The 24,075-nt window shown below is 69.4% G+C and carries 25 protein-coding genes, 2 tRNA genes and 1 pseudogene; 13 read left to right on the top strand and 15 right to left on the bottom strand.

Features of this window, described 5'->3' with window-relative positions; translation table 11 throughout:
• The first annotated feature begins 52 nt into the window (after positions 1-52).
• On the top strand, positions 53-742 hold the full coding sequence (locus O7606_RS20775; RefSeq protein ID WP_281595685.1) for a hypothetical protein: 690 nt from the start codon (positions 53-55) through the stop codon (positions 740-742).
• A 163-nt stretch (positions 743-905) separates the two neighbouring features.
• The gene (locus O7606_RS20770; protein ID WP_281599787.1) at positions 906-1,595 is read left to right on the top strand and encodes a glycosyltransferase family 2 protein; all 690 of its coding nucleotides are present in this window, start codon (positions 906-908) and stop codon (positions 1,593-1,595) included.
• A 45-nt stretch (positions 1,596-1,640) separates the two neighbouring features.
• Here O7606_RS20770 and O7606_RS20765 read toward each other — a convergent pair whose 3' ends face one another.
• Both O7606_RS20765 and O7606_RS20760 read right to left on the bottom strand, forming a co-directional pair.
• Positions 1,641-2,522 carry a transketolase gene (locus O7606_RS20765; RefSeq protein WP_281599786.1) on the bottom strand — a complete coding sequence of 294 codons (882 nt, stop codon included), beginning with the start codon at positions 2,520-2,522 and terminating at the stop codon, positions 1,641-1,643.
• Positions 2,523-2,607: 85 nt separating this feature from the next.
• Positions 2,608-3,408, bottom strand: a complete 801-nt coding sequence (locus O7606_RS20760; protein WP_281595684.1) for a transketolase — start codon at positions 3,406-3,408, stop codon at positions 2,608-2,610.
• A 20-nt stretch (positions 3,409-3,428) separates the two neighbouring features.
• On the opposite strand from O7606_RS20760, the gene soxR reads away from it, so the two are divergent.
• Positions 3,429-3,959 carry a redox-sensitive transcriptional activator SoxR gene (soxR, locus tag O7606_RS20755; protein ID WP_281595683.1) on the top strand — a complete coding sequence of 177 codons (531 nt, stop codon included), beginning with the start codon at positions 3,429-3,431 and terminating at the stop codon, positions 3,957-3,959.
• Between the two features lie 39 nt (positions 3,960-3,998).
• Here soxR and O7606_RS20750 read toward each other — a convergent pair whose 3' ends face one another.
• Positions 3,999-4,976: an NAD(P)H-quinone oxidoreductase gene (locus O7606_RS20750; RefSeq protein WP_281595682.1), complete on the bottom strand. Its 978-nt coding sequence runs from the start codon at positions 4,974-4,976 to the stop codon at positions 3,999-4,001.
• A 9-nt stretch (positions 4,977-4,985) separates the two neighbouring features.
• Positions 4,986-5,525: an AAA family ATPase gene (locus O7606_RS20745; RefSeq protein ID WP_281595681.1), complete on the bottom strand. Its 540-nt coding sequence runs from the start codon at positions 5,523-5,525 to the stop codon at positions 4,986-4,988.
• Between the two features lie 95 nt (positions 5,526-5,620).
• Here O7606_RS20745 and O7606_RS20740 point away from each other — a divergent pair.
• Positions 5,621-5,707 (top strand) — tRNA-Ser (locus tag O7606_RS20740).
• Between the two features lie 49 nt (positions 5,708-5,756).
• On the opposite strand, the gene O7606_RS20735 is transcribed toward O7606_RS20740, so the two are convergent.
• Together O7606_RS20735 and O7606_RS20730 are read right to left on the bottom strand one after the other, a co-directional pair.
• On the bottom strand, positions 5,757-5,987 hold the full coding sequence (locus O7606_RS20735) for a hypothetical protein (protein ID WP_281595680.1): 231 nt from the start codon (positions 5,985-5,987) through the stop codon (positions 5,757-5,759).
• A gap of 182 nt (positions 5,988-6,169) precedes the next feature.
• Positions 6,170-6,454: a hypothetical protein gene (locus O7606_RS20730; RefSeq protein WP_281595679.1), complete on the bottom strand. Its 285-nt coding sequence runs from the start codon at positions 6,452-6,454 to the stop codon at positions 6,170-6,172.
• 129 nt (positions 6,455-6,583) lie between these two features.
• On the opposite strand from O7606_RS20730, the pseudogene O7606_RS20725 reads away from it, so the two are divergent.
• A pseudogene (locus O7606_RS20725) lies at positions 6,584-7,140 on the top strand (GntR family transcriptional regulator); the annotation flags it as partial.
• Positions 7,137-7,844 (top strand): HAD family phosphatase, encoded by a 708-nt coding sequence (locus O7606_RS20720; RefSeq protein WP_281595678.1) that lies wholly within the window; start codon positions 7,137-7,139, stop codon positions 7,842-7,844. The pseudogene O7606_RS20725 and the gene O7606_RS20720, both read left to right, overlap by 4 nt.
• A gap of 22 nt (positions 7,845-7,866) precedes the next feature.
• On the opposite strand, the gene O7606_RS20715 is transcribed toward O7606_RS20720, so the two are convergent.
• Entirely contained in the window at positions 7,867-8,781 is a 915-nt protein-coding gene (locus O7606_RS20715; protein WP_281595677.1) for a hypothetical protein, read from the bottom strand.
• A gap of 234 nt (positions 8,782-9,015) precedes the next feature.
• Positions 9,016-9,471 (bottom strand): hypothetical protein, encoded by a 456-nt coding sequence (locus tag O7606_RS20710; protein ID WP_281595676.1) that lies wholly within the window; start codon positions 9,469-9,471, stop codon positions 9,016-9,018.
• Positions 9,472-9,529: 58 nt separating this feature from the next.
• Between O7606_RS20710 and O7606_RS20705 the strand changes: the two genes are divergently transcribed.
• A complete protein-coding gene (locus O7606_RS20705) occupies positions 9,530-10,699 on the top strand; it encodes an ISAs1 family transposase (RefSeq protein WP_281594764.1) in 1,170 nt (389 codons plus the stop codon).
• On the opposite strand, the gene O7606_RS20700 is transcribed toward O7606_RS20705, so the two are convergent.
• The gene (locus O7606_RS20700; protein ID WP_281595675.1) at positions 10,696-12,363 is read right to left on the bottom strand and encodes an ATP-binding protein; all 1,668 of its coding nucleotides are present in this window, start codon (positions 12,361-12,363) and stop codon (positions 10,696-10,698) included. The genes O7606_RS20705 and O7606_RS20700 overlap by 4 nt on opposite strands.
• A 340-nt stretch (positions 12,364-12,703) precedes the next feature.
• Between O7606_RS20700 and O7606_RS20695 the strand changes: the two genes are divergently transcribed.
• Both O7606_RS20695 and O7606_RS20690 read left to right on the top strand, forming a co-directional pair.
• Positions 12,704-12,778 (top strand) — tRNA-OTHER (locus tag O7606_RS20695).
• An 82-nt stretch (positions 12,779-12,860) separates the two neighbouring features.
• The gene (locus O7606_RS20690; RefSeq protein ID WP_281595674.1) at positions 12,861-13,211 is read left to right on the top strand and encodes a hypothetical protein; all 351 of its coding nucleotides are present in this window, start codon (positions 12,861-12,863) and stop codon (positions 13,209-13,211) included.
• Positions 13,212-13,266: 55 nt separating this feature from the next.
• Here the strand turns inward: O7606_RS20690 and O7606_RS20685 are convergent, their stop codons facing one another.
• The 4 genes from O7606_RS20685 to O7606_RS20670 all read right to left on the bottom strand — a co-directional run bounded on the left by O7606_RS20685 (position 13,267) and on the right by O7606_RS20670 (position 16,297).
• Positions 13,267-14,001: a VOC family protein gene (locus O7606_RS20685; protein ID WP_281595673.1), complete on the bottom strand. Its 735-nt coding sequence runs from the start codon at positions 13,999-14,001 to the stop codon at positions 13,267-13,269.
• Between the two features lie 28 nt (positions 14,002-14,029).
• Complete coding sequence (locus O7606_RS20680; RefSeq protein ID WP_281595672.1) at positions 14,030-14,899, bottom strand: SgcJ/EcaC family oxidoreductase; 870 nt, start codon at positions 14,897-14,899, stop codon at positions 14,030-14,032.
• Between the two features lie 32 nt (positions 14,900-14,931).
• Positions 14,932-15,981, bottom strand: a complete 1,050-nt coding sequence (locus tag O7606_RS20675) for an RNA polymerase subunit sigma-70 (protein WP_281599784.1) — start codon at positions 15,979-15,981, stop codon at positions 14,932-14,934.
• A 124-nt stretch (positions 15,982-16,105) separates the two neighbouring features.
• The gene (locus O7606_RS20670; protein WP_281595671.1) at positions 16,106-16,297 is read right to left on the bottom strand and encodes a hypothetical protein; all 192 of its coding nucleotides are present in this window, start codon (positions 16,295-16,297) and stop codon (positions 16,106-16,108) included.
• Positions 16,298-16,400: 103 nt separating this feature from the next.
• On the opposite strand from O7606_RS20670, the gene O7606_RS27665 reads away from it, so the two are divergent.
• From O7606_RS27665 to O7606_RS20655, 3 genes are all read left to right on the top strand, one after another.
• Positions 16,401-16,814, top strand: coding sequence for a hypothetical protein (locus O7606_RS27665; RefSeq protein WP_348651117.1), 414 nt, complete (start codon positions 16,401-16,403; stop codon positions 16,812-16,814).
• 455 nt (positions 16,815-17,269) lie between these two features.
• Positions 17,270-19,531 (top strand): catalase, encoded by a 2,262-nt coding sequence (locus tag O7606_RS20660; RefSeq protein ID WP_281595670.1) that lies wholly within the window; start codon positions 17,270-17,272, stop codon positions 19,529-19,531.
• A 180-nt stretch (positions 19,532-19,711) separates the two neighbouring features.
• A complete protein-coding gene (locus tag O7606_RS20655; RefSeq protein ID WP_281595669.1) occupies positions 19,712-20,245 on the top strand; it encodes a YbhB/YbcL family Raf kinase inhibitor-like protein in 534 nt (177 codons plus the stop codon).
• 85 nt (positions 20,246-20,330) lie between these two features.
• Here O7606_RS20655 and O7606_RS20650 read toward each other — a convergent pair whose 3' ends face one another.
• On the bottom strand, positions 20,331-21,044 hold the full coding sequence (locus O7606_RS20650) for a class I SAM-dependent methyltransferase (RefSeq protein ID WP_281595667.1): 714 nt from the start codon (positions 21,042-21,044) through the stop codon (positions 20,331-20,333).
• Positions 21,045-21,256: 212 nt separating this feature from the next.
• Between O7606_RS20650 and O7606_RS20645 the strand changes: the two genes are divergently transcribed.
• Complete coding sequence (locus tag O7606_RS20645) at positions 21,257-23,107, top strand: hypothetical protein (RefSeq protein ID WP_281595666.1); 1,851 nt, start codon at positions 21,257-21,259, stop codon at positions 23,105-23,107.
• 56 nt (positions 23,108-23,163) lie between these two features.
• Here O7606_RS20645 and O7606_RS20640 read toward each other — a convergent pair whose 3' ends face one another.
• The gene (locus O7606_RS20640) at positions 23,164-23,940 is read right to left on the bottom strand and encodes an IucA/IucC family C-terminal-domain containing protein (protein ID WP_281599782.1); all 777 of its coding nucleotides are present in this window, start codon (positions 23,938-23,940) and stop codon (positions 23,164-23,166) included.
• Between the last annotated feature and the right edge of the window lie 135 nt (positions 23,941-24,075).

The following is a 24,075-nucleotide window of genomic DNA, read 5'->3' as shown; positions in this document are numbered from 1 at the left end:
CGACCTGGGGAACGCTCATGGTGGACGGACCCGCCCGAGGAGAGGACTATCGATGACACGCTGGAAACTTCCGGTCACCGCCACGCTGCTGGTGACGGTGGCGTTGGGCGTCGGCGGCTGCGGCCCGGCCGACGTCACCACGGCCGGCGGCGGCTCGACTGTCGACGGCCCGGCCGACGGCGGCCGGACTGTCGGTGATCCCGCTGGCGGTGATCCTGCCGACGGTGGCGGCGCGGGCGGTCAGGGCATCGAGGTGGTCGCCGGGATGGGCGCGGAGGGCCAGGCCCTCGCCGCGCTCGGATTCGACCCCGCCGACCTCGACGTCGAGCCGGTCGCCGCGCCCGCACCCGCCGCGTCCCCCACCCCCGGCGGAGGCGCCACGTCGTCGGAGGCGAAACCGCCGAAGCGGGCCGGGGAACGGCGTCGGAAGAGCCCGGCCCGGGTGCTGCTGCGCCGGGGCGCCCTGCACGGTGAGGCGGTGGTACGCGCCAAGGACGGCGGTACGCGCACCGTGGTCGTGCAGCGGGGCGAGGTCACCGCGATCGACGGCGACTCGGTCACCGTGAAGTCGACCGACGGCTTCACCCAGACCTGGTCCTTCGGCGACGACCTGCGGGTGGTGGAGCGCCGCGCGACGGTCCAGCCCGACGGGGTGAAGGTCGGCGCCAAGGTCGGCGTCGCCGGCGCGAAGGACGGCGACACCGTCGTCGCCCGCCTGCTGCTCGTCCAGCGCCCCAGGTGAGGTGATCGGCCGGGGTGTCGGCGGTCGCCGCCGCGGCACCGCGGCCGGGGTGTCGGCGGTCGCCGCCGCGTGCCGGCCGGGGTGTCGGCGGTTGCCGTCGCGGGCGCGCTGGCCTGCCGCGTTAGGCTAAGCCCGACGTGCCGTCGCCACCGTGGAGATTTCCGTGAAGCTCTCGATCCTCATGCCGGTCTACAACGAGGAGGAACGCATCGCGGACGCCGTCAAGCAGGCGTTGGCGGTGGAGTACCCCTGCGACGTCGAGTTGCTGGTGGTCGACGACGGCAGCCGGGACGGCACCGCCGAGGTCCTCGGCCGGGTCGACGACCACCGGCTCCGCGTGATCACGCATCCGCGCAACGCCGGCAAGGGCGCGGCGATCCGTACGGCGGTGGCCCACGCCGAGGGCGACTACATGGTCATCCTCGACGCGGACCTCGAATACGACCCGCAGGACATCCCCCGACTGCTCACCCCGGTGCTCGAAGGCCGGGCGACGGTGGTGTACGGCAACCGCACCTTCGGCAGCCACAGCGCGTACAGCTTCTGGTACGTGATGGGCAACAAGGGCGTCACCACGGTGGCGAACGTGCTGTTCAACTCGTACATCGGTGATCTGGAGACCTGCTTCAAGCTGATGCCGGTCGAGCTGTACCGCTCGTTGGACGTGCGGTCCCGGGGCTTCGGCATGGAAGCCGAGGTCACCGGCAAGCTGCTGCGCCGCCGCATCCGCCCGTACGAGGTGCCGATCAGCTACCGCGCCCGGGGCCGCGAGGAGGGCAAGAAGATCACCTGGCGGGACGGCGTCGAGGCGCTGTGGATCCTCGGCCGGGAACGCGCCCGCCGCCACCCCTGACCGCCGTCACCGACCGGCCCCTACCGCCGCCGGCCCTGACCGGCGTCACCTGGTCAGGAAGGCGGTGACCGAGCGGCGGATGCCGGCCGCGTCGAGGCCGTGCCAACGGCTGTGGTCCTCGGCCGTCCCGTACCGTCGCAGGTCGGCGCGGCCCACCCCGAGCGCCAGCAGGCGGTGCGGCCGGTCGGTGAGGATCTCGCCGACCACCCGGCTGGACGTGCCCGCCAGATACGGCTCGACCAGGATCACCTCCGTCGACGCGAGCGCCCGCAGCCCGGCCGCGTCGAACGGGCGCGGCCGGTGCGTGTACGCCACGGTCACCGGCAGCCCGGCCAGCCCGGCCAGGGTCTCGTCCAGCAGCGGGCCGACCGCCACCGCCAGCGGCGCGCCCGGCCCGGCGTCCCGGACCACCCGCAGACTGCCGTCCCCGCCGTACGGGCGGCGGTTCGCCATCGTCGACAGCCGCAGGTACGCCGCGCCGTCGCCGGCCACCGCCGCGCGCAGCAGGGGCGGCACCTCGTCCGGGTGCCCCGGCACGTGCGCCGTCCAGCCGTGCAGGGTGTCGATCAGCGCCACGTCCGCCGGGGAGAGGTGGGTCCGCCCGGCCTCCGGCCGATCGTAGGAGGCGCCGATGCTGACCAGCACCGCGGTCACGTCCTGGTGGTCGAGGTCCAGCTTGATCTGCTCGTACGCCCGCTCGACCAGGAACGGCGCGTACGTGTGCACGACCGGCCGGAGCCCGGTCAGCGCGAGCCCACCGGCCACCCCGACGAGCAACTGCTCCCGGATGCCGACGTTGAGCACCCGGTCGGGGTGCCGCCGCGCGGCGGCCCGGAAGCTGTCCGCCGAGATGTCGGCCAGCACCAGCGCGGTACGCGGGTCCTCGGCCAGCAGCTCGTGCATGGTGTCGACGAAGACGTCCCGCATGACGACCTCCGCCGTCCCGACAGTCACCGTCACGGCGTCGTCCCTCCTGGTTCGCTCAGTCGTCTCTGCCAACTTGTTCATGCCGTCACGCCTCCTGGTCCACGACCGCGACGACGAGGTGCGGCCGGTGGTGGTCGTGCCCGGTCAGGGCGGTGTGCAGGGCGTCGTGGTCGCGTCCGTCGACGGTGACGGCGGTCCAGCCGTTCACGGTGAACCGGGCGGCGATGCCACCGGGCCAGCCGTGGGTGGCGGAGGAGTTGTCCACCACGATCGCGGTGAGCCCGGCCAGCCCGGTCGCGCCCGCGTAGGCGATCGCCTCGTGGTTGCTGCCCTCGTCCAGCTCGGCGTCACCGACCAGCACGTACGTCCGGGGGGTGAGCAGGCCCTGGGCGCGCAGCCCGAGGGCGGCCCCGACGCCCAGCCCGAGGCCGTGCCCGAGCGAGCCGGAGCCGATCTCGACGCCCGGCACGAGCGTCCGGTCGGGGTGGCCGCCGAGGCGGCTGGTGGGGCTGTGCGGGTCGTCCAGCCATTCCGGCGGAAAATAGCCCTGCGCGGCCAGGACGGCGTAGTAGCCGGCGACGGCGTGTCCCTTGGAGAGCAGGAACCGGTCCCGTTCCGGGTCGTCCAGCGTGGCCGGGGAGATCCGGAGGATCCGGTCGTACAGCACCCAGAGGACGTCGACGGTGGAGAAGACGTTCGCGGTGAGGTCGTCCGCGCGGGCGGCGGCGATCCGGCGCAGCAACGGCGCGACCGGCGCCGGCAGGACAACGCCGCCCGGTAGCCGGTCGGCAGGGTCGGCCGGGTCGGCGGTGGCGGGGCCGGCGGGCGTGGGGCCGGCGGTGGCGGTGGTGAGGGTCATACCGCTAGCCTGCGACCTGAAGCGCACTTCAACTCAAGGGCGACGTGATGCACGAGTCACTGACCATCGGCCAGCTCTCCGCCCGCAGCGGCGTGGCCCCCTCGGCCCTGCGCTACTACGAGCGGCTGGGCCTCATCCACGCCGACCGCACCGGCGGCAACCAACGCCGCTACCCCCGCGCCGAGCTGCGCCGGGTCGCGTTCATCCGGATCGCCCAGCAGGTCGGCGTCTCGCTGGACGAGATCCGGGCCGCCCTCGACTCGCTACCCGACTCACGTACGCCCAGCGCCCAGGACTGGGCGCGGCTCTCCGCCGCGTGGCGGGGCCGACTGGACGAGAAGATCCGCACGATCACCAAACTGCGCGACAACCTGGACGGCTGCATCGGCTGCGGCTGCCTCTCGCTGCAACGTTGCGCCCTGAACAACCCCGCCGACGCGCTCGCCGGACAGGGCCCCGGCGCACGTCTGCTCGTACCCGGCGACGACCGAGGCGGACAACGGCCAACCGCTCCCCGGCCGGTGAGCGGACAACGGCCCGGTCAGCCGCTCCCGGCCGGTGACCAGCGGCCCGGATAGAGCTTCTCCCCGCCGGAGAACGCGGCCGGATGGTCCGTGTCAGCCGGTGACCAGCAGCACCTTGCCCAGGTGGTCGCTGGACTCCACCAGCCGGTGCGCCCGCGCGGCGTCCGCCATCGGCACCCGGCGGTCCACCACCGGCCGGATCACGCCCGCCGACACCAGCGGCCACACCTGCTCCCGTACGCCCCGGACGATGGCCGCCTTCTCGGCCGGCGGACGGGACCGCAGCGCCGTCGCCGCGACCGAGGCACGCTTCGCCAGCAACGCCCCCAGATCCAGCTCGGCCTTGCGTCCGCCCTGCATGCCGATCACCACCAGCCGACCGCCGGTGGCCAGCGCGGACACGTTCCGGCCCAGGTAGGCCGCGCCCATGATGTCCAGGACGACGTCCGCGCCCCGCCCGTCGGTGACCCGGCGGACCTCCTCGACGAAATCCTGCTCCCGGTAGTCGACGGTGTGCGCCGCGCCCAACTGACGCAGCCGGTCGTGCTTGGCGGCCCGCGCGGTGGTAACCACCGTCGCCCCCAGCGCCGCCCCGAACTGGATGGCGAACGTGCCGATCCCGCTGCCCCCGCCGTGCACCAGCAGCGTCTCACCCGCCGCCAGCCGACCCACCTGCACCAGGTTCGACCAGACCGTGCAGGCCACCTCGGGCAGCGCGGCGGCGTCCACCGGATCCACCCCGGCCGGCACCGGCAGCAACTGCCCGGCCGGCACGGCGACCCGCTCGGCGTACCCGCCGCCGGACAGCAGGGCACACACCTCCTGGCCCGGTCGCCAGCCGGTCACGTCGGCGGCGGTCGCGCCCACCACCCCCGCGCACTCCAGACCCGGGTACGGCGAAGCGCCCGGCGGCGGCGGATAGTGCCCCTGCCGTTGCAGCAGGTCGGCCCGGTTGACGGCGCTGGCCCGCACGTCGACGATCACCTCACCCGGACCGGGCACCGGATCGGGCACCTCCGCCCAGGTCAGCGCGTCAGGTCCACCCGGCTCCGGCACAGTGATCGCTCGCATGACACCGTCTTACCCGATCCGGCCCGCCGACCACGCCCGGGTCAGGATCTCCGTCACGGTCTGCTCCGGCGTCTGGTCGGACGTGTCCAGCCAGAGCCCGATCCGGGGCGTGTCGGCCCGGAAACCGGCATCCAGCTCGGCGACCGACCACTCCCCGTACCCCTGCTTGGCGCGACCCGCCTCGCGGGCCGCGACCACCTCCGGGCGCGGGGCCAGCACCACCACCGCGAGCGGCCGACGCCGGATCCGGTCTACCATCGCCGGCAGCTCCGCGCCGAGAATCACGTCCTGGCAGACCACCGTGAACCCGGCACCGGCGTACGCGTCGGCGGTCGACGCGGTGAGCTGGTGACGCAGCCGGAGCTGCCGCCACGCCTCCGGCGACGGATCGGCGGTCATCTCCGCCCGACCACCGACCACCATCCGGCGGAACACGTCCCCGCGCAGGTGCGCCGAACGGGGCAGCCGCCGGGCCAGCAACTCGGCCACTGTGGACTTGCCGGCGGCCATGATTCCGGTGATCAGCACGATCGAGGGGGCGTCCCACATGTCGCGATGATCGCACGGGGCGGCGGGACGGCAGGGCGCGTACCGGCCGGGTCATGGCAGACTAGGCACGTCGTGTTCCCTCCGGGGGCGCGTCGGGAGGGTTCGCCTAGTGGCCGATGGCGCTGGTCTTGAAAACCGGTAAGGCAGCGATGTCTTCGTGGGTTCGAATCCCACACCCTCCGCCTCCCGAACGCGCTGCTGCCCGTCCCCTGGGATCACGTGACCCGGGATCTACCTGGCCGGGTACGCGGCCTGAAGCACCTCCCGGACGAGGTCGCTCGGCCGGCGGTTCGTCAGCTCCGCCACCTTCTGGATCATCTGGTACGTCTGGTCGTCCACGCGCACACTGAGCCGGTGCGAGGTTCCCCCTGCCCTGGACAGGGACGGCCTGCCCACCCGACGGGGGACCAGCTTGTCGACGTCGTAGCCGGCCTCCGCCTCGGCCGCCAACTCGGCCTCCATCTCGGCAGTGAGAGTGATCCCGCTCTTGGTTCGCTGTCCGGTCGCCCGTGCCGCCCGGCGTCCACCCGAGGGCGCCGACGGCTCCTTGTCAGGCGCGGGGGCACGCTTGGCCGCCCGGCTCCCCTGCCCCTTGGCCTTGCCGGAAGTGGTGAGGGCCGCGCTGCCCCGCGTCGGTCCTGGCTTCATCTCCGCCATGGCTTCGCCTCCCTGTAGAGCCGGTTGTACTGCGGTCGCATCTCCATGGAGTGGATCACTCGTAGTGTGCCGTCCAACAACTCGACGGCGATGACCTCAAGAGCTACGCCGTTCCGGTCGTCGCCCAGGAACAGCAGTCGCTCCGGACGGTCCGGAGGCTCCGCTGTAAGGGTGTAGTGCTGGCCGCAGTGTTCGATCACGTACTGTGACCGAGAGTGTGCTATGCCATGTTTGGTGGCAGCCTGCGTCCACGAGTACCTGTACCTAGCCACAGCCGTATTTTGTCCGACAAAAACACTCCCAGCTAGCCTGACACGTCCGTGCCGCGCCGGCAAGGAGTCAGCGGGTGATCATGCTTTTCACCAGCTAGCTGAGCTCGGTTTCGGAGCGATCGAACGGCCTACGTCACCATCGACCACGCCGGCCTCCCCGGGGAGTCACTGCGGGACGCGTTGGCCGAAGCGCTCGACAAGGTGCGCGTCGGACGGCTGGCGCCGGAGACCATCGCGGTGCGCGTCCTCATCTCCGACATGACTGCGCCGATGGCGCTGCCCGCACGGGCCGAAACCCAGGCCGACGACCCGGCCGTACGCGAACCGCCGAGCGGATCACCCGCCGGGCGGCGGACGGCATCATCGACCAGGTCACCGAGCTGGGTGACCTCGGCCTGATCCGGTCAGCCACCGTCGAGGTACGGATGCACCGGGCATCCCCGCTGTTCAAGCTCTACATCCTCAACGCCGAAGAAGTCTTCTACGGCTTCTACCCGGTCATCGAGCGCAACGTCTCCATCAAGGGTGAGCCCATGGCGATCTACGACCTGATGGGCAAGGACGTGCCGCTGTTCCACTACGCGGTGACCGACGACGACGCCTCCCACGGCACCCAGTTCGTGGAAGCGTCCCGCCAGTGGTTCGACTCGGTCTGGTCGACCATCGCCTACCGGTACGACGGATGAACGCCGACCTTCACCGGCTAATGGCCGGAATCGACGCGATCCTTCTCGACTTCGACGGCCCAGTATGCAGCGTCTTCGCCGGTTACCCCGCACCGCGGGTTGCCGCCGAGCTGGTCGACGTACTCCGGAAGCAGGGCGTCGATGTGCCGTCCGACCTCGCCATCGAACCGGACCCGCTAGAGGTGCTACGCCGCACCGGAGCGGCCGGCGACCAAGCCGTCACGCAGGCGGTAGAGGACGCACTCTGCGAAGCGGAGCGCCACGCCGTCGAGACTGCCGAACCCACGCCGTACGGCCGGGAAGTCATCGTGGCGGCACGGCAGGCCGGTGTGCCCGTGGCGGTGGTAAGCAACAACTCTGCTGGCGCGGTGAAGGCATACCTGACATCGCACAGGCTCGCCGCCTACGTCTCGCCGGTGATTGGCCGGGCGTACGCCGATCCGGACCGGATGAAGCCCAACCCAGAACCGATCCTGCAAGCCGTGCGTGCCCTCAATAATGCGGCGAGCCGATGCGTGCTTATTGGCGATTCAGTATCGGACATCGACGGAGCGCGGACGGCCGGGGTCCAGGTAATTGGCTACGCGAATCGTCCATCTAAGATTAAGGCACTCCGGGCTGCCGGAGCAAATGCTGTAATTGGGAGTATGAGCGAGATCGCCGGCATCCTGATGGATCGCGCTAATGGTTGTAAGGTTGATTGAGAAATAGTCGGCGCATGGCCATTCAATACTGGGAATTCGGTTCCGGATAGCCGGGGCACCCTCCCAAGGTGCCGAGATGGTCGGGAACTACATTGACAACGGCCTTCTGTCGGGGGTCGAGCGTAACCCACAATTCAACGCGGTGGTATACCTGAGCCATGGCCGAGTGGTCGTCAGTGACGTATAAGTAATCTACATCGAAGGTTACTTCCGCAAGAAAGTCGCCCATTTCCTTAGCGTATGCCAGGAAGTCGACGCGCTCCGGCCAGGCCCGTCTAGTCCTGACATCGCTAGTGTCGAGCGTGTCGGAAACTATTTCTCGCAAAAGACGAGTATTGTCTTGTGCCCAGTCTCTCATTAGGTACAGCATTTGCTCGGTGTCGCTGTAGCCGGTGTGCTTGAAGCGCTTTTTCGAGCGCTTCAATAGCGGTGCATCGATTACCCCGCAGCCAATTTCGATTAGTGGTCGAGTGGTCTTTGCTGCTCTCAGTATTTCTTCAAGCCTTTCCGAAAAATCAGACAAGGCTTTCCGTTCCTTCTCGCTAGCTCCTGGCCCGAGAGCCTCGATAACTGCAAAAGCCTCACTTAGCTGACTGCTTCGACATAATCGAGACGCGCGGCGCTTAACTTTGGGGGCCTGCTTGGCGGCATGATCTAACGTTGCCACCACAATCGGCGCTCCACGAACAGGCCGGTTTCCCTTGAATCCATTGCATGGGCGACAGCTTGGCGCGAGGTTGGACAGCCCATACACGTCAAAGGCCGGATCCAACCCATACTGCGCAAGCGTCCTTTCTAGGTCCGGGCCTTGCAAGCTCTTTGGCACGAGGTGTTCCACCTCGAACGCGCCGAAGCTGACGGGCTTCTTGCACCAAACGCAACGCCTGCCCCAGACTTGGTACAGAGCGAGTCGTTCGACAGGAGAAAGTTCCGGCATCTAGCAATGCTAGCGATTAACTGTGCGCCTGGCTACCACAAATGCACCCCGGCGAACCAATTTTCGAGTATCTCTGTCTTGGGATTAAGGAGCTCTGCGCGGCGCGGGCCAGGATGCAGCAGACCGTCGACTTCGGAGAGTCACGTCCAAGTGAAGACACTGATCTTGGAATCCTGGCCCCGGCCTGATCTGCGAGGAAGTGGTTCGGCGAACAAGGGGAGAATTTAACGGGCTCTAGTTGTCCCGAGGAGCAGCCGATACGGATGCGAGGACCGAATCAGGCGTTTCATCCGGTCCGGTGGTCAGCTCAATTGGCAGATATTGCCGATGAGTAAAATTAAGATACTCCAGCGCTTGCGTCACAGATGGGTCATGCTCGAACTGGTCCTTGAAATAGTGCAACCTGTCCTCGCACTCCTTGATAATCTCAGACCACGATCGCAGCCAGACTCGTATAGCAATCGCACCCTCGTTGATATCCCAAATTAGGCCTGGTCGCCTATCGGACTGCTTCGCCTCTGCGCGTGCCATGAGAGTCATTTCGGTGGTGACGAGCCAGAAATCCCACTCGGTTCGGACATCATGGAACTGCGGGTCGTTCGCGACCAGGGCCCCGGCAAAGTCGTGACGCTGTCCGACTTGAGGCTTCTGAAGTAGAAGCGCCAGCGTTTGTGGCAGCAAGACGGGCATGACCAGCTCAGAAGATCATCAAGGTTCCTACGCCACGGTGATCGATCCGAAGTGAGTCATGCCCGCCCTGCCATCATCGCTGATCTCGTCTTTGTCCGATGCACCGGCTCTGACCGTGCCCGAAACCGCTGGCGGGCTACCCGCAGCACTGGCCGGGGTGCCTGATCCACGAGCTCGCCGCGGTGTGCGGCATCGGCTGTGCGTGGTGGTGACCGCGGTGGTGTGTGCCGTGGTGGCCGGCTACCGCTCGTACTCCGCGATCGCGGAGTGGGTGGCCGATGTCCCGGACGAGACGGCCGAGGCACTGGGTATCGCCGCTGACCGGCGCCCGTCGGAGGCGATGATCCGCCGGTTGCTGCAGGCCCTGGACCCGGATCTGCTGACCACGGCGATCAGCGGCTGGCTCGTCGGCCGGGCCACGACCAGCGCCTCGGGCAGCCGGCAGGCGATCGCGGTCGACGGCAAGACCCTGCGCGGATCCCGCACCGCCGTCACCGCCGCCGATCACGTGATGGCCGCCTGTGATCAGGCCACCGGTGTGGTCCTGGCAAGCACCAACGTAGACGGCAAGACCAACGAGATCACCCGGTTCGGACCTCTACTCGACCAGATCAGCGACCTGCGCAACACGGTGATCACCGCGGACGCGCTGCACTGCCAGCGCGAACACGTCGCCTACCTCGCCGAACGCAGCGCGCACTGGATCCTGACCGTCAAAGCCAACCAGCCCCACCTGCACGCCCAACTCGCCGGTCTGCCCTGGCGGGCCGTCCCCGACGCCACCCGCCACGACGACCGCGGGCACGGCCGCCGCGAGATACGCACCCTGAAGATCCTCACCATCTCCACCGGCATCGACTTCCCGCACGCCGCCCAGGCCATCCAGATCCGCCGCCGCCGACGACGCCTCGATGAGCCGAAACGCTTCACCACCGAGACCGTCTACGCCATCACCGACCTGCAAGTCCACCAGGCGAAACCGGATCAACTGGCCGCGTGGATCCGCGGCCACTGGTCCATCGAGAACAAGATCCACTGGGTCCGCGACGTCACCTACGACGAAGACCGCAGCCAAATCCGTACCGGCACCGGACCGCAAGTCATGGCCGCCCTGCGCAACGCCGCCATCGGCGCCCTACGCCTCGCCGGGCTCACCAACATCGCCGCTGCCAACCGGCATCACGCCCGCGACAGCAGCCGGGCACTGGCCCTCCTCGGCATCATCTAACGACTTTGCCGGGACCCTGCGTTCGCGACAGCTTGAGCATAGGACTTAATTTGGCTAATTTCCTTTGGGCCAACCTTGACGCTTGGAGCTTTAAGCTCCACAACTAAGTGTTGCCTCCGATCGTGCTCCAAACGTGCCCGCGACAACATGAGATCTACGATACCAACAGATCCGTCATCCCGTCGGACAGGTTCGGGCGACCTTTCCTCTCTGCCCAATTCCTTTAGGTGTCGGTCAAGGACCACATCGAGCGACCGGTCACTCACCAGCAGACGGTAATGTTCGCCAAAGATCCAGGCCTCGTTTTCAAGGATCTTATGAAGCTGGGTGCGTTCCTTTAGAACTCGCCGGATTTCCGGCTCAAAGACCATATGCTTGAGCGCTGCTAGGAAATCCAATCGGTCGGCTATATCGCTAGAAGCCTTTATCAGGCTGGAGAGGCTAGTTCGGTTCAGTAGGCGGTCAAGCTCTGCCTTGTCATCCGCAGTCAACCTGAATAGCTCGTCGAGCAGTCGGTGTACGTTGTCAGGCTGGTGACGCACCGCCTCCTTAAGTAGCGCCAAGGTCGTCCGTTGGGCATTTCCTGCCTTAGGAATTTGGCGATGAACCGTGGTGGCGATAAGGTCGAATGTTTCGCGTTCCACCTGTTCTGTGTCGCTGTCAGGCTCGCCCTTGTAGGGGTAGACGCCATCAGCCTTCCATTCGTCGACAACCTCGCGCCGCCGGTCTGCCAACCGATGCTTGAAGTGCTCACGCATGCGGCTCTTGGCAGCCTCGATAAGCGCCCCAAGATTGGAGTCCTGTGCATGCGCGATGAGGAACTCTCCTTGGTGTTCCCGCATCTGATCCCACAACACGTATGCCGTGAAGTCGAACCCTGGTGCCTGAATTCCAACGCTCATGACGTCTACAGTGATGCCGTCAGCGTCACACAGGTGCAATTCCCGAGGCGGCTTGATCGACCATTCGATTACCCTCAACTTTGCCGCTAAATCCTCACCATCGACGCCCTTGAAGCTGAGGTCGAACGAATCTTCTCGCAGAATAGATGTTTGCGGGTCTATTCTTTCGCCGTCGTAGATAACTTCAACGTCTTTGTAGACGGCAAGATATGGGGCCAGTTCGGCGGTGATTCGGTTACGAGCTGCTTCGCCAACAAGTTTGTCTAGCTTAGGTGATTGCTTTCCCCAAGCCTCGAAGACAGTGCCAGTTTCCTCAGACGTGAGGACTGGGTCTGAGATCTCAAAGTCGTTGCGCGCGGATGCGCTCGCGGCAATGACGGTTCGCGCTCGACCGTCGATTCCATCAGCCACAGACGTCCATCGGATATGCTCGCCGAGGGCGTAGCCCCGTAACCGGCCCTGTCCGGCGCTTCCGTGCAGCATTCTGTGTAGGCGCCTAGTGCGCCTAGTCCCCTTTTTCCATGAACCGCCGATCCGATCGAAGGCCGCGGCGGACGATTCTGGTGAAATGCCGTCACCATCATCAGAAACGACGATCTTCTCAATACCGCCAAGGTCGGACTTTTCCAACTCGACGATAACCTTGGTGGCATCGGCGTCAAGCGCGTTCCAAATCAACTCCTTGAGGGCTCCAATCGGATCCCCGAGGCGGGCTAGGCGCTCGACGTGGTCCTCTGCTGCCTCTAGATGAACGCGTCGCATCGTCACACTTTGTCATATGGCAAACACAGAAGGGACTCTTGACTTTTTTGCATGCCCTACTAGTCGGGCCTCTCGGTCCGTAAGGCGGTCGCGCCCCAAGGGCAAGGTAGGACAAATCTAGGCGTAGTGACCGGCTCTGCCGCACGTAACAGCAGTCGCCGCGCTCAAACTGTCCAAGATCTTACAATTGGATAGGTCCAAGATGGGGTCCACAACCAGTTTGCAGCCTCTCCTGTGCGTCTACCTCAGGGCGGCGACCGGCGCGGCCAAGCGATGTGGCTTGAGTTTCGCGTGCCGCACCGTGTCGTCTGGTGGACGAGGATGTGCATAGCCGCAGGTCAGGGTTAAGAGATGCTTGGTCTTGAAAACCGGTAAGGCAGCGATGTCTTCGTGGGTTCGAATCCCACACCCTCCGCTTCTCCTATTCTCCTGCGCCATCTGCCCAACCCGGCACGACCCCGCACCGCCGTACGGTCGCGGCACCTAACCTCGGTGGCATGGAGCGGAAGACGACCCGCCCGATGAGCCGGGGCGACCGAGTGCAGACAGCGCTGGCGGCGTTGTTCTTCGCCGGAATCACCGTGGCCGGCGTGCTGACCCTGGCCGGGGTGATCACCGTACGGGGCTGGGGCGACGGGACCATTACCCTTCGGCTCGTCAGCGGCGGGCTGTACACGGCGCTCGGCCTGGGCGCTCTGGTCGCAGCCGGTCACACGCTGGTCAGCGGACGGATGCCGGTGCCGCCGGAGATCAACTACTCCGGCCCGGAGGCCGAATTCATGCATCTGGTCGGTTCCGAGGCGTACGGCATCGGCTCGCCTGAGCCACCGCGGGTGAGCGAATTCTGAGGCGTCAGCCGCGGCGCGCCGGCTCTCTCCGGTGCACCGGGCCCGAGGGCGTGGATCAGCCCGGGGTGAGGAGGCAGAACTCGTTGCCTTCCGGGTCGGCGAAGACCCGCCAGGGGACGTCGCTGTCCAGGTCGACGGCGGTCGCGCCGAGCGCCCGCAGCCGGGCCGCCTCGGCTTCCAGGTCGTCACCCGGGTACGGGCGGACGTCGAGGTGGACGCGGTTCCATCCGGTCTTCGCGTCGGGCGAACGGACGAACTCCAGGTACGGGCCGACGCCCTTGGCGGAACGCAGCACCGCGCTGTGGTCGGTCACCTCGTGCACGGTCCAGTCCGTTGCGCTGCCCCAGAAGTCAGCCATGACCCGGGTGTCCACGCAGTCGACCACCACCGCGGCGATCGGCCCGGTGTCCCGGTAGCGGGGCCGGGGCTCCAGCACGCAGAACTCGTTGCCCTCCGGATCGGCCAGGACCGTCCACGGGACGTCGCCCTGGCCCACGTCAGCGGGGGTCGCGCCGAGATCCCTCAGGCGGCTGACGGTCGCCGCCTGGTGGGCCGTCGAGGTAGTGGCGAGGTCAAGGTGCACCCGGTTCTTCACCGTCTTGGGTTCCGTGGACACCACGATGTCGACGCAGACGGCGACGGGGTCGGGGTAGACGTAGCCCTCCGGTTCGAGGTTGGTCACGCCCGGTTCCTCGCTGGAGATTTCCCAGCCGAGCACTTCCGCCCAGAAGACGCCCAGCCCGGAGTCGTCCCGGGCCTTCATGTTGACCTGCACCAGCCTCGTCGCCACGCCGACGATGGTAACGGCAGCGCTGCCGTCAGCGTTCCGGTCGCGGACGCTCGGCCGGGTCGGGTCGCAGGTCGGTGACGGCCGTGCCGGTCGCCGGGTCGTACGGGTGGGAAAGGTGCTGGTGGGTCATCAGCCACTGGCCGTCGCGGCGCTGGAAGACCCGCGTCCCCCGGGACCACGCCTCGAACGTCCCGCCGTCGGCGGGGCTCACCCGGATGTGGTTGAGGCCCCACGCCACGGCGAGATCGTCACCGACCAGGATCGTCAGGTCGGGCACCTGCCAGGTGACGGTGCCGGCACCGGAGGCGTCGAGGCCCGCCTGGCAGACCTCCCGCACGGCGTCGACCCCGACGTACTGGAGGGGCTGCTCGTGCTCGTACGAGACGATGTCGTCGGCGATCGGGGCCATCAGTCCGTCGAGGTCCTTCGCGGCGGTGCTGTCGAACCACCGCCGGTGCAGCTCCCGCAGCTCCCGCTCGGAATCGGCGGTCGGGGCGGGGCCGGCGACGTACGGGAACGAGTGGTGTTCGTGGGTGACGACCCACCGGCCACCGTCCCGGCGCAGGCCGAGCGTCAGCCGCAGCCGGTGGTCCGGATCGTCGGCGAAGTCCGTCGCGGTGCCGCAGCGCAGCAGCGCGTACGCGAACGCGACGTCGTCACCGGCGGTCACGTCCAGCGACTCGATCTCGAACGACGCGCCCTGTCGCTGCCACTCGAAGAACGGCGGCCAGGTCTCCCGGTACGCGTCGAGGCCCCGCACACCCGCGTACGGCGGCGGCACGTCGTACATGACGATGTCGTCGGCGTGGTCGGCGAGCACCGCGGGCAGGTCGCCCCGGCGCACCGCCTCGGCCCAACGCTCGATCAGGGCGCGGATCTGTTCCTCGTTGCTGGTCATGATGGGTCGTCCCTCCGGGGTCGGCGCGTCCGTCAGACGTACAACCCCGGCGGGACGTGAAAATCGTCGCGCGCGGCATGGTCGGTCAGCACGGCGGGCAGACCGAAGAGCGGAAAATCAGCGTCCAGGAACGAGACCACCTCGGCGATCCGCCGGCCGCGCAGCACCAGCAGGTCCAGACCCGCCGGTACGTACGCGCGCCGCTCGTCGTCCCACAGGTACGTGCCGAACGCGAGCTGCCCGTTCGCCCGCGCCGGCAGGAAACGCCAGCGTCGCCCCGACACCGCGTCGACCAGGAACCCCCGGATCGCGGCCTGACCGGCGTACCACGCTCTCAGCGGCGGCATCGAGTAACGGGCGTCCTCGGTCAGCATCGCCACCAGGGCGTCGACGTCGCCGGACTCCCACGCGGTCGCGTACCGCCGGGCCAGCTTCCGCCGCTCGGCGCCGCCCAGCGTGTCGAGCGTACGGTGCTGGCTGGTCTCCGGGAGGCGGTCGGCGAGCAGCCGGCGGGCCCGCCGCAGGGCGCTGTCGACCGCCGCGACGCCGGCGTCCAGCAGGCCGGCGGTCTCGCTGGCCGAGTAGCCGAGAACGTCGCGGAGCAGCAGAACGGCCCGCTGCCGGGCCGTAAGGTGTTGCAGCGCGGCGACGAACGCCAGCTCCACGCTCTCCCGCGCCACGACCCGCACCGCCGGGTCGAGCTGCGCGGTCCACCCCATCAACCCGTCCGGGTACGGTCCGAGCCACGTCACCTCGATCGGTGGCGCGGCTGCCGGACTCAGGTCGGTGGGCAGCTCACGCCGCCCCCGCCGTTCGATCATGGTGAGTGAGCGGTTCGTGGCGATCCTGTAGAGCCACGGCCGGATCGAACCGTGGTCCTCGAAGCGTGCCAGGCTCCGCCAGGCCCGGTCGAGGGTGTCCTGGACGGCGTCCTCCGCGTCGTGCGCCGACCCGAGCAGCCGGTAGCAGTGCGCGCGCAACTCGTCCCGCAGCGGCCCGACCAGCCGCCCGAAGGCGTCCCCGTCCCCCGCCCGCGCCGCCGCCACCAACTCCGCCGCCGTAGGTGACCGATCCGCCGCCACCAACTCCGCCGCCAACAGATCTGCCGCCGTCGGCGCCTGCTGCTCCACAGGCGACGGCTCCGCTGTCGGTAGCTGGGCTGCGGAGTCGGCTCCGCCCGTCCGGCTCTCGGCGGAGCTGGTCACGTCAGTCCTGGTCGGCCCTGGTCGGCCGGTGCTCGGCGATCCACCGCTCCACGTCCCGCCGCCGCCACACCTTGCCCATCACGAGCCGAGCAACCGGATCCGGAAACCCCTTCGTATTGGTGATCACGTTGGCACGTTGCCGCGAGATGCCGCCGAGCATCATCCGGATCTCCGCCACGCCCACCAGGTCCATGTTGTTGACGGTAGGCAACGGCACGTGCTACGCGAGAAACAACGTCGTAAAACTAGAGTCTCGACCGTTGACGGTAGACTACGGTTACCGTCACCATGGGGTCATGGTTCTCCGTAGTGCGGTGCCTCGGCGGCACGAGGCGATGCGTCCGCTCTGGTTGTGCCGGGCGTGCGGGGCGGAGTGGCCGTGCGCGCCCGCCCGCCTCGCCCTGGTCGCCCGCTTCGGGCAGGACCGCGTCTCCCTCGCGGTCTACCTGGCCGTCCTGATGGACCGGGCGTACGACGACAAGGCCGCGCTCAACCCGGCGCCCGGGCCGGACGTGGCCGAGTTGTACCGCCGCTTCCTGGGCTGGATCCGCTCGGCCACATCCCGCCACCTGGTCCTGGACGTGGACCGGTCACGCCGAAACGCTAACGCCGATTCCACTCCGCCCGGCACCGATCCGCCCGACTCCAGCCACGAGGCCCCGCCCCACCAGGCCCCGTTCCCAGCACCTCCCCACCGAGAAGGCGCCTGACCCGCCCGCGCCGATTCCCGCCCACCCCGACACCCCCAGCCCTCGCCCCGCACCGGCCCCGCCCACTCCACCCTGCTGACCCGGCTCAGGGCCCCCAGCTCAAGGGCCCGACTCAGGGCCCCCAGCTCAAGGGCCCGACTCAGGGCCCCCAGCTCAAGGGCCCGACTCAAGGGCCCCCTGGCTCAGTAGGCGGCTCAACCCCGGGCTCGCTGCCCCATATCTGGGGCAGCTCCAAAGGGCCCACATACCACTGTTCTTTCCGCCGCCGACGCGCCCGACCGCCGCCCGATGCGCGGCCGGCGGCGGGGCGTCGAGCAGCGGCCGGGCGCGACGAGCGGGTGGCCCGGGTCGGAGTGATCGCCCAGCTGCGGGCGACTGATCCGTTTTGCCCGGCCGCCCGAGGGTACGGCCGAGAAGCCCGTTCATCGCCAGCTCCGTGGAGGGGATCCGCACAGATGGAATCCAGCAAGCCCGTCCAAGCCGTGAAGAACGTCGTGGAGAACGCGGCCGGGAAGGTGGCCGACGCCCTGGCCCCGGACGCTCCCGGCGCTCCCGGCAGCGCGCCACCGTCACTGGAGGAGCCGACGACGCCGCACGACCCGCTGCCGCCGAAGAAGGAGCAGGGGGCGCCGGAGACCCGTACGCCGACCGGGGCGAAGACCGGCGCGCCGACCACCGCGAACGGTCAGCAGGGCGCGTACCTGACCACCGCGAACGGCGCGCGGCTGCGGGACACCGACCACTCGCTCAAGGCCGGGCCACGTGGCCCGATCCTGCTCCAGGACCATCACTTCCGCGAGAAGATCACCCACTTCGACCACGAGCGGATCCCGGAGCGGGTGGTGCACGCCCGGGGCGCCGGGGCGCACGGGGTGTTCACCGGCTACGGCACCGCCGAGGGCGTGACCCGGGCCGGGTTCCTGGCGAAGGGGAAGGAGACCCCGGTCTTCGTCCGCTTCTCCACCGTGCTCGGCTCGCGCGGGTCGGCCGACACCGTCCGGGACACCCGTGGGTTCGCCACGAAGTTCTACACCGACGAGGGCACGTTCGACCTGGTCGCCAACAACATCCCAGTGTTCTTCATCCAGGACGCGATCAAGTTCCCCGACGTGATCCACGCCGGCAAGCCACACCCGGACCGGGAGATCCCGCAGGCGCAGAGCGCGCACGACACGTTCTGGGACTTCGTCTCGCTGCACACCGAGGCGCAGCACCACACCATCTGGAACATGTCCGACCGGGGCATCCCGCGTTCGTACCGGACGATGGAAGGCTTCGGCGTGCACACCTTCCGGCTGGTCAACGCCGCCGGGGAGACCGCGCTGGTCAAGTTCCACTGGAAGCCCAAGCTGGGCGTGCACTCCCTGACCTGGGAGGAGGCGCAGATGCTCGGCGGCCTCGACCCGGACTTCCACCGGCGGGACCTGTACGACGCGATCGAGGCCGGCGCGTACCCGGAGTGGGAGCTGGGCATCCAGGTCTTCCCGGACACGCCGGAGGAGACGTTCGCCGGGATCGACCTGCTCGACCCGACGAAGATCGTCCCGGAGGAGCTCGCCCCGGTGCAGCCGATCGGGCGGCTGGTGCTCAACCGGACGCCGACGAACTTCTTCGCCGAGGTCGAGCAGGTCGCCTTCCACGTCGGCCACCTGCCGCCGGGCATCGACGTCACCAACGACCCGCTGATGCAGGGCCGCCTCTTCTCGTACGTGGACACGCAGCTCACCCGGCTGGGCGGGCCGAACTTCACGCAGATCCCGATCAACCGGCCGCACGCCCCGGTGAACGACATGCTGCGCGACGGCTTCCACCAGCACGCCGTGCACGCCGGGGTCGCGCCGTACCGGCCGAACTCGCTCGACGGCGGCAACCCGTTCCCGGCCGGGGACGCCGAGCACGCGTTCGTGGACGTGCCGGTGACGGTGACCGAGGCCCCGAAGATCCGGGCCAACCCGGCGTCGTTCGAGGACCACTACAGCCAGACCCGGCTGTTCTGGCTGAGCATGTCGCCGGTGGAGAAGGAACACATCATCCGCGCGTACACGTTCGAGCTGGCCAAGTGCTACCACCAGGCGATCAGGGAGCGGCAGCTCCAGTGCCTCGCCAACATCGACCCGCTGCTCTGCGCGGAGGTCGCCACCGGGCTGGGCCTGCCCGCCCCGGAGCCCACCGTGCCGCTGGCCGAGGTGACCCCCAGCCCGGCGCTGTCGCAGGTCGGGCGGGAGTGGCCGGGCGACGGTCGGATGGTCGGCATCGTCGTCGACGCCAACTCCGACCTCGACGGGGTCGGTGAGGTGCAGCGGGCGGTGTTCAGCGCCGGCATGGTGCCGCTGCTGATCGCCGCGCACGGCGGCACCGTCGGGCACCTGCCCGTACAGCGGACGTTCGCCACCGCCCGGTCCGTCGAGTTCGACGCGATCCTGCTGGCCGGCGCGCCGGCCCCGGCGCCGGACGCGCTGCCGGCGCGGGACGCCAAGGCGGGCGCGGCGGACCCGGTGACCGTCGACCCGCGGGTGCTGCTGCTGGTGGAAGAGTGCTGGCGGCACGCCAAGGCGATCGGCGCGTGGGGCGCCGGCGTCGACGTGCTGCGCCAGACCGGCGTGGCCGGCTCGCCCGGCGTCGTCACGGCCGACTCCGGCCCGGAGACCCTGGACGCCGTGCACCGGCTGATGGCCCTGCACCGGGTGTGGGAGCGGTTCCCCGCCACGGTCGCCTGACCCACCCACGGCCCGTACGACCCGGCAGCCGCCAGGTCGTACGGGCCGTCAGCCCGCCGGCCGCAACTGAGTCTCTGCCGGTTTTCGCCACGGCAACCGGTCACGGGGGAGGGTGGGGCGGGGTAGGAAGATGGGCGACGAGCACCCTCAGGACGACCACTTCAGTGAGAGGGATCACCGATGAGCCTGGACCGACCGATCGCCCCGGACCCGTACGAGCTGCTGCCGACCGTCGGGGCGTTCACCCTGACCAGCGCGGACGTGGCCAACGGCGAGCCGATGGACGCCGCGTACGCGCACGGCAGCGTGGGCGGTGAGAACGTCTCGCCGCAGCTCGCCTGGGCGGACTTCCCCGCCGAGACGAAGGGCTTCGTGGTCACCTGCTTCGACCCGGACGCGCCGACCGGCAGCGGGTTCTGGCACTGGGTGCTGGTGAACCTGCCGGCCACGACGACCGAGCTGCCCCGGGGCGTCGCCGAGGGCGAGCTGGGCGGGGCGTTCAGCGTCCGCAACGACTACGGCCAGCAGGGGTACGGCGGGGCGGCGCCGCCGGCCGGCGACCGCCCGCACCGGTACGTCTTCGCGGTGCACGCCCTGGACGTGGAGAAGCTGGACGTGTCGCCGGACGCCTCTCCGGCGTACGTCGGGTTCAACCTGGCCTTCCACACGGTGGCTCGGGCGGTGATCCGCCCGACGTACCAGGTGAAGGAGTGACCGGCGGGCGGGCCGTGACCGTACGGACGGTCGCGGCCCGCCGGGCCGTCAGCGCGGGGACGCCGGGCCGTGCGTGCGGACGCCGTCAGTGCGGGACGCGGGCGACGGCGAAGACCGACTGGCCGAACGGCGGCCTGACGAGCTGCTCGGCGGCCTTGGTCAGCGGCAGGACGGTGGTGTCGTAGACCTTGACCATCGGGCCTTCCTTCGGCATCAGCCGGAAGACCTTGGTGGCCATGAAGTAGCCGATCAGGCCGAGCGCGTTGGCGTACTGGATTCGCTCCACCCGGAGGCCGGCGCTGCTCATGGCGGCCCCGAGGGTGCGCCGGGTGTACCGGCGGACGTGGCCGGTGGCGATGTCGGCGGGGCTCATCGCGAACTGGAACGCCGGCACGATGATGATCACCGCCCCGCCGGGGCGGACGAGGTCACGCATGCTGCGCAGCGCCTCCACGTCCTCCTCGATGTGTTCGAGGACGTTGTACGACACCGCCGCGCTGTAGTCGCCGCGCGGGTCGTCGTGCGGCAGCAGCATCTCCCGGACCTCGATGGTCGGGTGGTCGGCCAGGCGTTCCTTGAGCGCGACCAGGCGGTCCGGGTCGGCTTCGGTGGCGGTGAACCGGGGCAGGCGCGGCGCCCACTCCAGGGCGTAGTCGCCCAGGCCGCTGCCGATCTCGATCGGGTTGTCACCGAGGTACGGGATGGCGAGCTCGACGAACCATCGACGGTGGTTGACGGCTGTGGCCAGGCCCTCCAACACCTCGGACTGCACGCGCTGGTCCCCAGTGATTTCTGCCATGCGTCGATTCCTCACCATATGACTCGATCCGCACCCGGACCGACAGAGTCAACCACCTGTGGCGGCGGCGCGGAAATCGGGCCGTCCGGATGACCGAAATACGGTCGGGTCGGGGGTGCGGGATCTTCGACGGGGCGAACCCGGCACATGCTACGCGGAAACTGCGAAACACACACCTTGGCAGGGTTGACCTGACTACGCTGTGAATTGTCATGACTACTCCGGCCTCGGATGGCGACCCGGGCGGGTTCCGCCGGGCGGGGCGCTCCGGCGCAGTCCAGCGTGACGGTCCAGGGCTGCCGGACGCCGGCGTGCGGCTCGCCGGGCGGTGGCTGCCCGACGTCGCCGCCGTGCTGAGTTTCGTGCTGCTGGCCGGCTGGGTGACCGCCCGGTTCTGGCTGGACCCGACCCAGGAGAGTCTCGTCAACGCCACCGACCAGGCGCAGTTCGAGTGGATGATGGCGCACGGCGCACGGGTGGTGACCGATTTCGCCTACCCGTTCGGGTCGGACCGGATGAATGTGCCGGACGGCGTCAACCTCATGGCGAACACATCCGTATTGTCCGTTTCTTTGCCAATGACGCCGATCACTGAGCTCTTCGGCCCCCGGGCCGCCTTTCTGCTCTTCCTCACCAGCGCGTTGGCCGCCACCGGGACCGCCTGGTATTTCGTCATCTCACGGGTGCTCGTCCCGTCCCGACCGGCCGCCTGGACCGGCGCGCTGTTCTGCGCGTTCTCGCCGGCGATGATCTCGCACGCCAACGCCCACCCCAACATCGTCGCCCAGTACGTCGTACCGCTGATCGTCTGGCGGACCCTCGCGCTGCGCCGACCGGGCCGGTGGCTGCGCAACGGCGTACTGCTCGGGTCGTTGATCGTGTGGCAGACGTTCCTCAACCCGGAGATCCTGCTGATGACCGCGGTCGGCCTCGGCGTGGTGGTGGCCGTGCTGCTGTTGCGCCGACCCGACCTGCGGCGCGACACCCGGCCGTTCCTCGCCGGTCTGGCCGTCGCCGCCGGGTTCTCGCTCGTCCTGCTGGCGTACCCGCTGTACGTCATGCTCCTCGGCCCCGGCGCGTACGACGGCCTCTCCGCGCTGATCCGCGGCTACTCCAGCGACCTGGCGTCCTTCTTCGCCTGGCCGGGCGAGTCGCTGGCCGGCGACCCCCGGGACACCGAACGGCTGGCCCGCAACCCGACCGAGGAGAACGCCTTCTTCGGCTGGCCGCTGGTCGTGCTCACCCTGGCCCTGGTCTGGTGGCTGCGGGGCCGGGCGGAGGTGCTCGGCCTGGCCGCCGTCGGAGTGATCTTCACGGTGCTGTCGCTGGGCCGCGAGCTGCGCTACGACGGTCAGGGGACCGGCGTGCCCGCCCCCTGGGCGGCGCTGGAGAACCTGCCGATCCTGCACTCCGTGGTGCCGACCCGCTGGGCGCTGGCGCTCACCCCGGTCGTCGGCCTGCTCCTCGCGTACGGCGTCGGGCACGCGGCCGGGCTGACCCGGCGGCATCCGGCGGCCCGGCGGCAGATCCGGTTCGCCACCGGCACCGTGCTGCTGATGGCGTTGCTGCCGCTGACGCCGACGCCGCTGCCCACCACCCGGATGGACCCGGTGCCCGAGTTCGTCACCTCCGGGGCCTGGCGGCCCTACCTGGCCGGCGGACGGAGCCTGGTCACCCTGCCGATGCCGGACACCGACTACGCGGACCCGCTGCGCTGGTCGGCGGTGACCGGCCTGGAGCTGCCGATCGCCCGGGGCTACTTTCTCGGCCCGGACCGCCGCCCGGACGCGCCCGAGGGGCGGATCGCGCTGTTCGGCGCCACCCCGCGCCCCACCAGCACGTTCTTCACCACGATCCGGCGCACCGGGGCGGTGCCGCCGATCACCCCCCAGACGCGGGTGGCCGCCGTGGACGACCTGCGGTACTGGCGGGCCGGGGCGGTGGCGCTCGCCGGCCACCGGCACGAGGACGCGCTGCGCCGGGGTATGACCGAACTCACCGGCATCGAGCCGGTCCGTACCGGCGGAGTGTGGCTCTGGGACGTCCGCCCGCTGGTCGACTGAGGCGGCGGCCCGAACGTCGCGGGTCACTTGGGGGTGCCGTCGAAGCGGGGGCGCGGTCAGGGGCGGACGCAGCAGCCCTGGCAGTACTTCGGCTTCGGCAGCGTGAACGCCAGGCAGCAGGTGCGCCGCTGCACCGTCGGCTCACCGGACGGGCCGGGCACCAGCTCGACCAGGTCCGCCACGCCGAGCGTGTCGAGCAGCGCGCCGACCGCCTCGACCGCCGAGCCGGGCAGCACGTCGGCCGCCCGCAGCACCCCGTGGGCGACCCCGGACGCGACCGAGCCGAGCAGCGTACGGGCCCCGATGCGGACCTCACGCTGGATGGCCCCGATCATCGGCGTCAGGTGGGCGTCGAGCAGCGACGCGCGGAGCACGCCCAGCAGCTCGGCCTCGTCGGCGACCACCCGCACCTCGGGCGGGGCGGCCAGCGCCAACGGGTCGCTGGGCAGCACCGCGACCGTGGTGGACGGGCGCAACCCCAGCGTGACCTGGGGCTGGTCGTCGTCGAAGCGGACCAGCACGTCGGCCGGGTCGAGCAGCGGCACCCGCCGGGCCGACGCCCAGCCGAGCGCCGCCGGCAGGGCCAGCCAGTAGCTGTACGACTTCCAGGCCAGCGCGGCGCACGCGTGCGGGGGGCCGCCCCACTGGCGGGCGGCGGCGCGCAGCAGCTCGGGCACCCGGGCGCCGCCGACCAGGGTGGTGGCCGGCGACCAGCCGTACCCGTCGGGGACCAGCAGCCCCGGCGTGAGACCGGGCAGGTCGTCGGTGCCGAACACGGCCCGCAGCGTGGCGCTCACCGGGGCGAGTGGAGCGGCGACACTCGGGGTGGGCACGACCGTCGTCACGTTCACTCCCCTCGCACACACCCGGCACTGTCTGAGCTAAGGCTAACCTAACCCGGGCGGTTCGTCAGGGGAAGCCCACCGCTCTCCGTGATCGCCGCGCGAGCCTCCGGTGAGCGCTCACGT

The organism is Micromonospora sp. WMMD882 (genome assembly GCF_027497255.1).
GTDB lineage: Bacteria > Actinomycetota > Actinomycetes > Mycobacteriales > Micromonosporaceae > Micromonospora.
The sequence above is the reverse complement of the archived record's forward strand: the minus strand, read 5'-3'. Positions and strand labels throughout refer to the sequence as shown.